Annotated in this window: 11 protein-coding genes; all 11 read left to right on the top strand. The window is 30.8% G+C overall.

Annotated elements, in window-relative coordinates:
- Positions 1-77: 77 nt before the first annotated feature.
- The 11 genes from ACTG44_RS10935 (at position 78) to ACTG44_RS10885 (ending at position 13,777) form a co-directional block, all read left to right on the top strand.
- Positions 78-749 (top strand): flavodoxin family protein, encoded by a 672-nt coding sequence (locus ACTG44_RS10935; protein ID WP_021384946.1) that lies wholly within the window; start codon positions 78-80, stop codon positions 747-749.
- A gap of 357 nt (positions 750-1,106) precedes the next feature.
- Positions 1,107-2,321: a diaminopropionate ammonia-lyase gene (gene dpaL, locus ACTG44_RS10930; RefSeq protein WP_479916892.1), complete on the top strand. Its 1,215-nt coding sequence runs from the start codon at positions 1,107-1,109 to the stop codon at positions 2,319-2,321.
- 116 nt (positions 2,322-2,437) lie between these two features.
- Positions 2,438-3,625, top strand: a complete 1,188-nt coding sequence (locus ACTG44_RS10925) for a YgeY family selenium metabolism-linked hydrolase (protein ID WP_479920450.1) — start codon at positions 2,438-2,440, stop codon at positions 3,623-3,625.
- 128 nt (positions 3,626-3,753) lie between these two features.
- Positions 3,754-5,124, top strand: a complete 1,371-nt coding sequence (gene hydA / locus ACTG44_RS10920) for a dihydropyrimidinase (RefSeq protein WP_479920449.1) — start codon at positions 3,754-3,756, stop codon at positions 5,122-5,124.
- A 17-nt stretch (positions 5,125-5,141) separates the two neighbouring features.
- Entirely contained in the window at positions 5,142-6,548 is a 1,407-nt protein-coding gene (locus ACTG44_RS10915) for an amidohydrolase family protein (protein ID WP_479916890.1), read from the top strand.
- 73 nt (positions 6,549-6,621) lie between these two features.
- The gene (locus ACTG44_RS10910; RefSeq protein WP_021384923.1) at positions 6,622-7,068 is read left to right on the top strand and encodes a (2Fe-2S)-binding protein; all 447 of its coding nucleotides are present in this window, start codon (positions 6,622-6,624) and stop codon (positions 7,066-7,068) included.
- Positions 7,069-7,106: 38 nt separating this feature from the next.
- Positions 7,107-7,901: an FAD binding domain-containing protein gene (locus ACTG44_RS10905; protein WP_479916889.1), complete on the top strand. Its 795-nt coding sequence runs from the start codon at positions 7,107-7,109 to the stop codon at positions 7,899-7,901.
- Positions 7,891-10,182, top strand: a complete 2,292-nt coding sequence (locus ACTG44_RS10900) for a xanthine dehydrogenase family protein molybdopterin-binding subunit (protein WP_479916888.1) — start codon at positions 7,891-7,893, stop codon at positions 10,180-10,182. The genes ACTG44_RS10905 and ACTG44_RS10900 overlap by 11 nt, the downstream gene beginning before the upstream one ends.
- On the top strand, positions 10,183-11,496 hold the full coding sequence (locus ACTG44_RS10895) for an amidohydrolase family protein (RefSeq protein ID WP_479920448.1): 1,314 nt from the start codon (positions 10,183-10,185) through the stop codon (positions 11,494-11,496).
- A 35-nt stretch (positions 11,497-11,531) separates the two neighbouring features.
- Positions 11,532-12,617, top strand: coding sequence for a hypothetical protein (locus tag ACTG44_RS10890; protein ID WP_021384921.1), 1,086 nt, complete (start codon positions 11,532-11,534; stop codon positions 12,615-12,617).
- Between the two features lie 290 nt (positions 12,618-12,907).
- Positions 12,908-13,777, top strand: a complete 870-nt coding sequence (locus tag ACTG44_RS10885) for a coiled-coil domain-containing protein (RefSeq protein ID WP_479920447.1) — start codon at positions 12,908-12,910, stop codon at positions 13,775-13,777.
- The last annotated feature ends 971 nt before the right edge of the window (positions 13,778-14,748 follow it).

The raw sequence follows: 14,748 nt of genomic DNA, 5'->3' as shown, positions 1-14,748 counted from the left end.
AGTTAAAGTAGAAATAAAAATTTATTGTACTGTAAATGGATAATAAAAATAGATTTATTTGATGAGGAGATATTGTTATGGCAAAGATATTAGGTATCTGTGGAAGTCCACGTAAAGGAGCAACAGAATATGCAGTATTAGAAGCTTTGAAAGAAGCTGAAACTATACCTGGTATAGAAACGGAGTATTGGTCAGTTAGAGGGAAAAAAATAAGTCCTTGTGTACATTGTGATGCATGTATAAGAAAAGAAACTATGTGTATTATAAAAGACGATATACAAGAATTAGAGCAAAAAATATTAGAAGCAGATGGAATTATAGTAGGTTCTCCAGTATATGATATGAATATAACTGCTCAACTTACAGCAGTATTTAACAGGCTTCGTCCAATGTATTTAGTACATCCAGGAAAGCTTCAAAATAAGATTGGGGCAGCAATAACTACTGGTGGAACTAGATATGGTGGTCAAGAACTTACAAAACTTCCTATAATAAATTTCTTCCTAATGCATGAAATGTTAGTATCTGGAGGTTTAGGTGGATGTTATATAGGTGGTACAATATGGAGTAAAGATGGAAAAGCAAAAGGTGCTCAAGAGGACGAGACAGGTATGGATACTGTAAAAAGACTTGGAAAAGGAGCAGCAGAAGCTGTTATGGTTTCTAAGTTTGGTCTTGAAAAATGGAATGTTGTAAAAGAGGAATTGGATGTTAAAAAAGACGAGAAGTCACCTCTTAGAGACCATTAAAAACTTATTATATTATGAATATGTAAATAGTGATGTAATAGATTATTGCATCACTATTTATGTTTTAATTTAGATTTTATATATTAGATATTAAAAATGTACAAACAGAGTATTTTAAGAATTGTTTTTAAATTTTAAAAATGAGAATTAAAAAGTGAGAAGATAGAAAAGGTTTTTCAGTTATTAAATTCTACACACATTGTATTAACTAAAGGTAGATAAGAAAAAACAATAAAAGCATTGCAATTTCTATATTAAACAGTCATAGAAAAATATCCAACATATATTTAGTGTTGGCATGTTAATTGCTTATATATTAAAGTATAAAAATTTAACAATAATTTGGAGGTATTTTAGATGTTAAAAGAGATTAAATGGAAAGTAAATAATTTGCCAAAAGGTGACAAGGAAAATTGTATTAAATTCTTAAATGAAGAAGAAATAACTAAGGTTAGAAATTTTCATAAAAGCTTTCCTCAATATAAAGAAACTCCATTAGCAAACCTAGAAGGTTTAGCAAAAAAATTAGGAGTTGCAGGAGTATATGTTAAAGATGAATCTTATAGATTTGGATTAAATGCATTTAAAGTTTTAGGTGGTTCTTACTCTATGGGTAAATATTTAGCTCAAAGATTAGATACAGATATATCTGAGTTAGGATATGATAAATTAACTTCAGATGAAATAAAAGAAAAGTTAGGAGAAATAACTTTCTTTACAGCTACAGATGGAAATCATGGTAGAGGAGTTGCTTGGACAGCTAATAAATTAGGTCAAAAATCTGTTGTATTAATGCCAAAAGGTTCTTCTGAATTTAGATTAAATAAAATCAAAGGAGAAGGAGCAGACGCTAGTATAACAGACTTAAACTATGATGATGCAGTAAGATTAGCTAATGACTATGCAGAAGCTGATGACCATGGAGTAATGGTTCAAGATACAGCATGGGATGGATATGAAGAAATACCAGCATGGATAATGCAAGGATATGGAACTATGGCTCAAGAAGCGATAGAGCAATTAAAAGAATATGGAGTAGATAGACCAACACATGTATTTGTGCAAGCAGGAGTTGGTTCACTTGCTGGAGCAGTTCAAGGATATGTTGCTTCAATATACGATGAATGCCCAATAACAGTAGTAGTAGAGGCTGATGAAGCTGATTGTTACTATAAATCAGCAGAAGCAGGAGATGGAAAACCAAGATTTGTTGGAGGAGATATGCCAACTATAATGGCTGGTCTTGCTTGTGGAGAACCAAATACTATAGGATTTGAAGTATTAAAAAATCATGCTGCAGCATTTGTTTCAGCACCAGACTGGGTTTCTGCTAAAGGTATGAGAACATTAGGTAATCCTTTAAATGGGGATGCAAAGGTAATCTCTGGAGAATCTGGAGCAGTTACAACTGGTCTTTTAATAGCAGCTATGGAAAGAGAAGATTTAGCAGACTTAAGAAAAGATTTAAAATTAGATGAAAATTCAAGAGTACTTTTAATAAGTACAGAAGGAGACACTGACCCTGATAAATACAGAAGTATAGTTTGGGATGGAGAATATCCAAGTATATAAATAATGATTAAAATATCATTACTAAGTAGCAATTTACATATTTAGAAGATATATAAATTTTAAAATTTAGAAAATATATAATACATACATTATAAAAAATCTAGGGGGATAATGAAATGTTAAATGAACAAAGAAAACAAGAAGTAACTGAAATATGCCAAAAATTAATTCAAAATCCTAGTTCTTCTGGAAATGAAGAAGGCGTTGTAAAAGCAATAGAAGAATCTTTTGCAAAATTAGGTTTTGACAGTTGGTCAAGAGACAGATATGGGAATATAGTAGGATGCATAAAAGGAAACAAACCAGGTAAGAAAATATTATTTGATGGTCATATAGATACAGTTCCAGTTCCAGACGAAAGTAAATGGAGTGTTCCTCCTTTTGAAGGAAGAATAGTAGATGGCAAAATATATGGTAGGGGAACTTCTGACATGAAAGGTCAATATACAGCAATGATGTCAGCAGTTGCATACTTTGCAAAAGATACTAATAAAGACTTTGAAGGTGAATTATACGTAGCAGGAGTTGTTCATGAAGAAATATTTGAAGGAGTTTCAGCTAGAGAAATAAGTAAGGCTGTTGAACCTGATTATGTTGTAATAGGTGAATCTTCAGAATTAAACTTAAAGATTGGTCAAAGAGGTAGAGGAGAAATAGTAGTAGAAACTTTTGGAAAACCAGCTCACTCTGCTAATCCAGAAAAAGGTGTAAATGCAGTTTATAAAATGGCTAATGTAATCCAAAAGATACAACAATTAGTACCTCCAACTCATCCAGTTTTAGGTGATGGAATACTAGTTTTAACAGATATAAAATCTTCTCCATATCCAGGAGCTTCAGTAGTGCCAGATTACTGTAAAGCAACTTTTGACAGAAGATTATTAGTTGGAGAAACAAGAGAAGGAGTATTAGCTCCAATACAAGCATTACTAGATGAAATGATGAAAGAAGATGCAGAATTAAATGCAAAAGTTTCTTATGCAATTGAAAAAGCTGATTGTTATACAGGAAATACTATAGAAAGTGAAAGATTCTTCCCAGGTTGGTTATATGACGAAGAAGATGAATTTGTTCAAGCAGCATATAAAGGATTAAAAGAAGCTGGAATAGATTCAGAAATAACTCAATACTCATTCTGTACAAATGGAAGTCACTATGCAGGTGAAGCTGGAATAAAAACAATAGGATTTGGTCCTTCTAAAGAGAATCTTGCTCATACAATAGATGAATATATCGAGCAAGAACAATTATTTATAGGAACAGAAGGTTACTATGGAATATTAAAATCTGTATATGGTAAATAATATTTAGTTCACAATAAATTATTTAAATATAGTCTAGGGGTGCTAATGTAGCACCTTTAGAAAATACAATTGCATTTGGATAAGGGTACTTAAAAAATACTTTAAAGCTTAAAAGTTAGGAGGTATATATGGGAACAATACTAAGAGGTGGAACTATAGTTACCTCTGATAAAACTTATATAAGTGACTTAAGGATAGAAGATGAGAAGATAGTTGAAATAGGAAATAATCTAGAAATAAATGATGATAAGGTTATTGATGCTACAGGTAGAATTGTAATTCCTGGAGGAATAGATACACATACTCATTTTGATATGAATGCAGGTTCTATTATTACTGCTGATAATTTTGAAACAGGAACAAGAGCAGCTATAGCTGGAGGAACCACTACTATACTGGATTTTGCAGAAGCTAGTGAAGGTGAGAATCTACTACAAGGTGTAGAGACATATCATAAAAAAGCAAGAGGAAATTGTTATTGTGATTATGGATTTCATATGACAATTACATGTCTAGATAAAGATACCTTTGCTCATATGGAAAAGCTTATTTCAGATGGAATAGTATCTTTTAAGATGTATATGGCATATGATGGCATGAAAGTAGATGATGGAACAATATATAAGGTTTTAAAGAAAGCTAAAGATTTAGGCTGTATAGTTGAATTTCATTGTGAAAATGGCGATTTACTAGATGTATTGATAGAAGAAAATATACAAAATGGTAATTTAGAGCCCAAATATCATCCGCTTACAAGACCTAATATAGTTGAAAAAGAATCTGTTTCAAGACTTGCTGATATAACTAAATTATCAAACTCAAAATCCTATGTAGTTCATTTAAGTTGTAAAGAGTCGCTTGAGACTGTGAAAATTGCTAGAGAAAAAAATATAGATATGATAGTAGAAACATGTCCACAGTATCTACTATTAGAAGACGATTTATATGATAAGGCTGAATTTGAGGGTGCTAAATATGTAATGTCTCCTCCTTTAAGAAAAAAAGAAGATATAAGTTATCTTTGGGAAGGGTTAGCTAATGGAGATATCCAAACAGTTGGCACAGACCATTGTTCATTTAATTTTAAAGGGCAAAAAGATTTGGGACTTAATGATTTTAGTAAGATACCAAATGGAGCACCTGGTGTTGAACATAGGTTATCTCTTTTATATACATATGGAGTTTTAGAAAATAAAATAAGTGCAAATAAATTTGTAGAAGTAACTTCTACAAATGCTGCAAAAATATTTGGGATGTATCCTAAAAAAGGTGAAATAGCTGTAGGAAGTGATGCAGATATAGTTATTTTAAATATTGATAAAGAAGAAACAATTAGTTATCAAACTCAAAAACAAAATGTAGATTATACTCCATATGAGGGGTTTAATGTTAGATGTAAAGTAGAAGATGTATTTTTGAGAGGAAACCATGTAGTGCAAAGTTGTAATATTAAAGAACAGGCAATAGGTCAATACATTAAAAGAAAAATTACTAAATAATGCGGGGGGAAATAAGAATGATGGATATACTTATTAAGAATGCCATAATAGTAACTGTAAATAAAGAGAGAGAAGTTATTTTTGATGGGGCATTAGTAGTAAAAGATAACAAGATTGCTGATATTGGGAACTCTAAAGAAATAGAAAGTAAATATACAGATGTTAAAAAAGTGATAGATGCTAAAGGGAAAGTTTTATTCCCAGGTTTTATAAATACACATACTCATTTATTCCAAACTTTATTAAAAGGATTGGGAGATGATATGGTACTTAAAGATTGGCTAGAAACTATGACGTTTCCAGCAGCTAACTATTTAGAACCAAAAGATACTTATGATGCTGCAATGCTTGGATGTATTGAAGGTCTTAGAAGTGGTATAACGACTATGGTTGACTATATGTATCCTCACAGTAAGCCAGGTCTTTGTGATGGAATAATAGATGCTTATAAAGAATTAGGAATAAGAGGAATACTTGGAAGAGGATGTATGAATACAGGTGCTCAATTTGGAGTTCATCCTGGAATAATGCAAGATGTAGAAACGGTTGAAAAAGATGTAAGAAGATTATTTGAAAAACACCATAACACAGAAAATGGAAGAATCAAAATAGGAGTAGCTCCAGCAGCAATATGGTCAAATTCTCAAGAAATGCTTGAGATGCTATGGAGAGTAGTAAAAGAATACGATGATGCTTTATTTACAGTACATATATCAGAAACTCCTTTTGATAGAGAAGCAGCAAAAGAATTGCATGGGCAATATGACATAGATGTTTTAGAAAAATTAGGAATACTTGGACCAAACGTACTTATGGTGCATTGTGTGTATTTAACTGAAAAGGATATGGAACTTACTAAAAAATATGACATGAAAGTATCTCATAATACAGCAAGTAATATGTACTTATCTTCAGGTGTTGCACCAGTACCAGAAATGCTTAAAAAAGGAATAACAGTTAGTTTAGGAGTAGATGGAGCTGCTAGTAATAACTCTCAGGATATGCTTGAACTTATGAAATTAACAGCACTTCAACATAAAGTTAATAAGTGTGACCCATTAGCAATGTCAGCAGAAAAAGTTCTTGAGTTAGCAACTATAGATGGGGCAAGAGCTATTGGAATGGAAGATGAGATAGGTTCATTAGAGATAGGTAAGAAAGCAGATTTACTAATATTTAATCCAATGCTTTCACCAAAAGCAATACCTATGCACAATCCAGTATCTACATTAGTATATTCTTCTAGTATGAAAAATATAGAGAGTGTTATAGTAGATGGAAATATAATAATGGAAGATTCAAAGATATTAACAGCTAATGAAGAAAAAGCACTAAAAGATGCTCAAGATACAGCTGAGAGACTTTGTGTAAGAGGAACTATAAAGAATAGAATGGAAGGTCATATATGGAATAGTCTTTATTAATAAATTTGATTTTATTTATAAAGAAGTATAATAAAAACTTTAGCTTAAAAATATGAGTTTTGAGGTGATTTATTTGATTATCAAATGTACCATAAATAATAAAGAAAAAGAATTAAGTATAAGACCAGATGAGTTTTTAGCAGATACACTAAGAGAAAATGGATATGTAAGTGTTAAAAAAGGATGCGATACAGGCTCATGTGGATTATGTACAGTAATGGTTAATGACAAGGCAGTACTTTCTTGTAATTATCTTACAGCAAGAGTAGATGGTCAACATATTACAACACTTGAAGGTGTCTTGGATGAAGCAAAGAAATTTGGGGATTTTCTTGCAGATGAAGGAGCTGACCAATGTGGATTTTGTGCTCCTGGATTTATAATGATGGTTTTGGCTATGAAAAGAGAGCTTCAAAATCCAACAGAAGAAGAAGTTATAGATTATGTAAATGGAAACCTTTGTAGATGTACAGGATATAAAGGTCAATTAAGAGCAATACATAAATATTTGAACACTTAAGTTTTTAAGTGAAAATTAAATTGATATGGGGAGAGAATATGATAACTATAAAGGAATATGTAGTTCCAAAAAGTTTAGATGAAGCTTATGAACTGCTAATATCAAGAAAAAACAACATAATACTTGGAGGCTGCGGATTTTTAAAGCTAGGTAGTAAAAATATTGGCTCAGCAATAGATTTAAAAGACTTGGCTTTGGATTATATAAATGAAACTGATGATAGCATATTAGTCGGAGCAGATACAAGTTTAAGAACTTTAGAATTAAATAAGGTTATTAAAAATTATTGTAGTGGAGTAATTTCAAACGCTGTTTCTAATATAGTAGGAGTTCAATTTAGAAGTGGAGCTAGAGTAGGAGCTAGTGTATTTGCTAAATATGGATTTTCAGATTTAATACCTTCATTACTAGTAGTAGATGCAAAGGTTAAGTTATATAAAAAAGGGGTTATGAACTTAGCTGATTTTTTAGAAAGTGAGCTTGAAAAAGATATATTAATAGAAATTATATTACCTAAAAAGAATGCTACAGGTGTATTTGATTCAATAAGAAAATGTACAGGTGATTTTGCAGTATTAAATGGAGCAATGTTAAAAGAAGGAAGTACTTATAAAGTTGCAATAGGAGCTAGACCAAGAAGAGCAAAAATTGCCTATAAAGCAAGTGAAATACTAAGCTTAGAAAATGATATAGAAAAAGCTGGAGAAGCATCAAGTGAAGAACTTTCATTTGGAAGCAACATAAGAGGAAGTAAAGAGTATAGAAAAGATATGGCAAAAGCTTTAGTAGTAAGAATGTATAATAGTATTGGAGGTGAGTGTGATGGTAAATAAAGAAGTAAGAAAAATAGATAGCGAAGCCATTGTTACTGGAAAACCAATATATACAGAAGATTTAATCTTTCATAAAGATGTTTTGACTATTAAACTTCTTAGAAGTCCACATGCTTTTGCAAAGATAAAAAACATCGATATAAAAAATGCATTAAAAGTAAAAGGTGTAGTAAATATATTCACTTACAAAGATGTGCCAAATTATAGATATTCAATGGTTGGTGAATCATATCCAGAAGCATCACCTCATGACCAATTAATACTGGAAGATATAGTTAGATATGTAGGAGACGAGGTTGCTATAATAGCTGCCGAGGATGAAAGAGCTGCTATTAAAGCTATGAAACTTATAAAAGTTGAATATGAAGTAATGACTCCTATATTGGATGCAAGGGAATCAGAAGGAAATAAAATTTTAATACATGAAGAAGATGATTTATTTTGTCCATTTGATTTTGGATTGGATGCTACAAAAAACATAGTATCAAGAGAGAAAATGGGCAAAGGGGATGTAGAAAAAGAGTTTAAAGAGAGTGATGTAATAGTAGAACATTCTTATATGACTCAATCACAAGCCCATTGTATGATGGAGACTCATAGAGCTTATACGTATATAGATACGAATGGTAGATTAGTAGTAACTTCTGCAAACCAATCGGCTTATCATATGAGAAGACAGGTTTCTAGAGCATTAGGTATACCTCTTTCAAAAGTGAGAGTAATAAAGCCAAGGATAGGTGGAGGTTTTGGTGGAAAAAATATAGCTGTAACAGAGATATATGCGTCATTTGTGACTTGGATGACGAAAAGACCAGCAAAGCTTATTTATACTAGAGAAGAAACTTTTGCAATGACTAATACTAGACATCAGATGTTTTTTGATATAAAGATTGGGTCAGATAAAGAAGGAAATATAAAAGCTATAGATATGAAAGCTTTGAACAATACAGGTGCTTATGGTGATAATGGACCTTCAGTTTGTTCTGAGTCAGGGCATAATGTACTTCCAACATATAATAATGTACCTGCAATAAAATTTGATGGAAGAACTGTATATACTAATTTAGTTCCAGGGGGAGCATTAAGAGGATACGGAGCAACACAAGGTACATTCGCACTTGATTGTGCAATTGATGAATTAGCACATAAACTTAAGATGGACCCAACAGAAATAAAATTGAAAAATATTATAAAAAAGCAAACTGAAGGCGGAATAATGAATTTTCCAATAAGAAGTTGTGCACTTGATGAATGTATAATTAGAGGAAAGAAACTTATTGGATGGGATGAAAAATATCCTGTCAGAGAGATTGGAAACAATAAAGTAAGAGCTGTTGGGATGTCTGTGGGAACTCATGGTTCTGGTATAGCTAACATAGATATGGCAATAGTAAACATGAGAATGGATGAAGATGGAACTTATAAATTGTTTTCTGGGTCTTCAGACTTAGGAACTGGTTCTGACACAATACTTGCACAAATAGCTGCAAAAGCATTGAATACATCCATTGACAGAATTTCAGTTTATACAGGAGATACAGATATGTGTCCATATGATACTGGCGCATATGCTTCTTGTACTACTTATGTAACTGGAAATGCTACAATAAAATCTGCTGAAAGTTTAAAACAAAAGATATTAAAAGTAGCACAGAAGAAACTAGAATTACCAATAGATGATTTAATTTTATATGAGGATAGAGTCTGTTATAGTGAAGATGTAGATAAGTTTGTTCTATTAAGTGAATTAGGAAGAGAATCTGTTGGTGGTGGAAATCAAGAGGTTTTATATTCATCTGAATCCTATGGTATACAAGAGAGTGCTAAGCCATTCTTAGCAGGATTTGCTGAAATCGAGTTAGACAAAACAACAGGAGAGTTTAAAGTAATAAATTATGCTTGCTCTACTGATTGTGGTACAGTTATGAATCCTGCACTTGCTAGAATACAAGTTGAAGGCGGTGTAACTCAAGGTATAGGGCTTGCAATGTATGAAGACCCTAGACATGGTTCTGATGGAAAGCTTCAGACTTCCAACTTATTACAATATAAAGTTCCAACAAAAAAAGATATAGGAAATATATTTGTTGATTTTGTAGATAGTTATGACCCAACAGGCCCATATGGAGCGAAATCTTTAGGAGAAATAGTTATTCATACACCTGCACCAGCAATAGCAAATGCAATATACAATGCTACTGGAGTTCGTGTAAGAGAACTTCCTATAACTTCTGAGAAGGTTTATATGGCTATGAAAAAATTAAATCAGGGAGGTAAATAAATGATTGCTATAAAAAGTAAATACTTAATATCTTCTGCTGATGAAATATATACAAATTATGCTGTTGTAGTAGAAAATGACATTATAAAAGATATATTACCAAATGAAGAAGTTGAAATAAAGTACACAAATATTGAACGAATAATAGATAAATCAGATGCTATAGTAATGCCAGGATTCATCAATGGTCATATGCATCAATATGGAGTGCTTTCTAGAGGAATACCAGCAAATGTACATTTTACTGATTTTGAAGGTTTCTTAAATGACTATTGGTGGCCATTTATAGAAAATAGAATAGGATTAAAAGAAGTAAAGGCCACAACTAAAGCATCAGCAATAGAGCTTATAGAATCTGGTGTAGTAGCTTTTTGTGATACTCTAGAAGCTCCAAATACAGAAGTAGGAACTTTAATTGAGCAAGGTAAAATACTAGAAGAGATAGGGATGAAAGCGATTTTATCCCTAGAAAGCTGTGAAAGAATAAGTTACGAAAATGGGCTTAGATGTTTAGATGAAAATTCTAATTTGATAAAGTGGAGCAGAGAAAATAGTAAATTAATAAATGGAATAATGTGTACTCATACAAGTTTCACATGTTCAGATAAATTTATTAAAAAAGCTAAAGAAGATGCAAAAAAATTAGATGCACCAATGCAATTCCATTTATGTGAGAGTATATATGAACCAAACTATGCTGAAAAACATTTTGGTAAAAAAGCAGTTGAATACTATAATGATTTAGAGATATTAGATGAAACTGTATTAGCTTCTCAGTGTGTAAAAGTAAATGATGAAGAAATAGATATATTAAAAGAGAAGGGCGTAAAAGTGGTTCATATGCCTCTTAGCAACTGTGAAGTTGGTGGAGGTTTTTCTCCAGTACCAAAAATGATTAAAAAAGGTATAAAAGTAGCACTTGGTACAGATGGATATATAAATGATTTTTTTGAAGTTATGAGAGGTGCATTTTTAATGCACAAATCAGTCGAAGAAGACGCATCTGTAATGCCAGCCAATTTAGTATTTAAGATGGCAACTGAGCATGGTGCCCATGCATTAGGTCTTCAAAAATCTGGTAAAATAGTAGTTGGTAATAAGGCTGATATAATAGTTATGGAAGATGAATTCAAGACTCCTGTAACTCTTGATAATATATTTGACCAGATAGTAGTACAAGGCAAAAAAGAATTTATATCAAATGTATACATAGATGGTAGACATATTTTAAAAGAAAAACAGTTAGTTGATTTAGATAAAAAAGCTATTGTTAAAGAGATGAAAGAAGTTGCTTGCGAATTTTGGAAATTTTAATGAATGTAAATATAAATGAAAAGGGGAAGCAGATAATGTACAATTTTTTAGGTAAAGAATTAAAATCACCACTTATAATAGGTTCAGGACCATTAACATATAGTGCAGCTGGATGTAAAATATTAAGTGATGCAGGAGCAGGGGCAGTTGTTACTAAGACTATAAGAAAAGAAAGAGCTATAAATCCAGCACCACATATGGTTAGAAATACAGCTAATGCTCTTTTAAATAATGAGAAATGGACAGATTTTGAACCAGAACAATGGATAGATTTTGAAATACCACAAATGAAAAAAGATGGGACTGTCTGTATAGCTTCAATAGGTCATACAATCGAAGAAAGTAGTGAATTAGTAGAGAAAGTTGCAAATGCAGGAGCTGACTTTATTGAATTAGTATCTTATGACTATAGAGATTTGATACCAATGCTTAAAGATGCTAAAGAAAAAGTAAATATACCAGTAATAGTTAAACTTCCTCCTATGATAGATGAAATAGGAGCTTTTGCTAAAAAATTAGAAGAAGCAGGAGCAGATGCAATAACTGCTTGTGATTCTGTAGGACCAGCATTTAGAATAGACATAGAAACTGGTCAACCTTTATTAGGTGGAAATGGAATAGGATACCTAAGTGGAGAAACTATCAAGCCAATAACTTTACAAAGAATCTATGAAATAAAAAAAGAAGTTAATATACCAATAATTGGTTTAGGTGGATGCGTTAGTGGAGACGATGCCTTAGAAATGATTATGGCAGGTGCTGACTTTGTTGGTATATGTTCAGTGGTAATTTTAAAAGGTGCACAAGTAATATCTAAAATACATGATGATTTAAAATCTAACCTTAGTAGACTAGGGTATAACACTATAGAAAATGCTTGTGGTATAGTACATAAGCATATGGGCGATGTAAATGAAAGACTTAGCTTTGAATTTACTTATGATGAAGAAAAATGTACTAAATGTAAGATGTGTGAGAGAGTCTGTGCATATCAAGCAAGAAAATTAAGCGATAAGATGGAGTTAAATGAAGAAGAGTGTAGATACTGTGGTCTTTGCATATCGGTTTGTAAACCAAAAGCACTTGGAAGAAAAATTTCATGTTCAGAATTGAATGCATAGGTTTTTTATAAAGAATAATTAAAAAATAAAACTTTAGATAGAAATAAAAGTAGGTGTCTCAAAATTAACTTTTTAGTTCATGAGGCACTCTTTTTTGTATAAAATCAAATATATTTTCATCATTTTCAACAATAAAAAAGAGCCTTATCTATATTTTGAGTTAGTCTCTTTTAGTTTATTTGTAATTGTTTTATATTTTGATTAATTATTAATAACTCTTTTATAGATATGTTAACATTGTATAGCATTTGTATAAAATGTTATAATAATTAATAGGGATGGTGATGTAAGTGCAAGATAAGATTTTAGAATTATTACATATTATAAATAAAGATGTAGTTAGTATAAAAGACGATATGTCTGAAGTAAAACAGGAAATAACGGTGTTAAAGGACGATATGTCCGAAGTAAAACAAGAAATAACTGCGTTAAAGGGCGACATGTCTGAAGTAAAACAGGAAATAACAGTGTTAAAGGGCGATATGTCCGAAGTAAAACAAGAAATAACTGCGTTAAAGGGCGACATGTCTGAAGTAAAACAAGAGATAAATATATTAAAAGAAGATATGTCTGAAGTAAAGCAAGAAATAAATGTATTAAAAAAAGACATGTCTAAAATAAAACAAGAGATGAATATAATAAAGAAAGATATATCTGAAGTGAAACAAGAAGTAAACATAATGAAAAAAGAAATGAATGGATTAAAACAGGAGATAAGCGTAGTAAAAGAAGATATGTCTGGAATAAGACAAGAAATGACTATAATGAAAGAAGATATATCTGGAGTTAAATCAGAAATGAACTTTATGCAAAATAAAATAAACAGTATTAGTGAAGAGATGAGTGAAGTTAAGGAAGAAGTAGTCACTGCAAATGAGAAATTATATGGAATTGAAGTAAAAATTGATGTTCTAGAAAACGAAGAAAAATCAATAAAAGAGATACAGGAGGAGCAGAGTAATATTTTAGGAAGTTTATTACATAATTCTGAAATAAATAAAGCTACTCATGATAGTATGGAGCATAATATAGCACATATAAAAGGTGATACAAATGCTATAAAAGAAGATGTTGCTGAAATAAGAAGAGACTTAGATTTAGTAGAGTTAGCTACTAGTAAAAATTGGAGTGATATTGTCAAACTAAAATCAGTCAGATAGCATTTTAATTCACTAATTTATCATCCACAAAATAAAAAATCTTATATAAAAATACTTATAATGTTACTGTTATTTATTATAAATTTTAGAAATGAAAATAAAAATTTGAGAAAAGACCGCTAAAAAATTATTTTAAGGTCTTTTTTTTATAGAGATATAATGAAATTATAAAAATAAAACTTAAGATTTAAATGCAAAAATGTAATAGAACGGTTGAAATAAGTAAAATTTTATCAATAAAAGTATAAAAATTTTATACCAAATAAATGTGTGTAAATATTGGCATCAAAATTGCTCTATAAAAGTTATAAATAGTAATGTAAATAAAGTTCTTATTACACAAATAATATTACTATTTTAATTATAGGTATTAATATATATCTATAAATAGATAGAAACTTGTATGTTTTATGTTGCAGATACAAATATAGTAAAGGAGAGTACATTGATACAACTGAGATACATAGCTTATTAAGTTTTTCTGTCTTATGAGAATTATATTATAAAATATTCATAAATATTTTGAGTTTAAATTAAAAATTATTTTATGCTTAAATTAATTATTATTTAATTAATTTAATAACAAAAACAGTGAAAGAGTAAATAATATTATTTACAGGGGGTAAAGCAGAGTATATTAATGAATTGTACTTTTAGCCCCGTACATAGAGAAATCTATGTAGGACACAACTTTAAAACCAGTAAATCCTAAAGCCTTACAACTACAATAAAAGATAGAAAGAAACTTTTATGAATGTGGTGAAAACCAGAAACAATAGTAAGGATGGTATATGGTGAGAGCCTAAGTACTTAATAATGGACATTTGGTCGCCAAGCCTAGAAATAGGAAGGTCAAACGACTATCTCGAAAGAGAGTACACTATAAGCTATTGATAGTGGAAACGGGTTGCTCTTAGCAGGTAATGCTGAAGATGAAGAAATAGTCTACGCTCATATGAAAGTATGAGGTC

The sequence above is a fragment of the Clostridioides sp. LIBA-2809 genome, from assembly GCF_056688965.1.
Note: the sequence above shows the minus strand (reverse complement) of the source record. Positions and strands in the feature narration are given on the sequence as shown.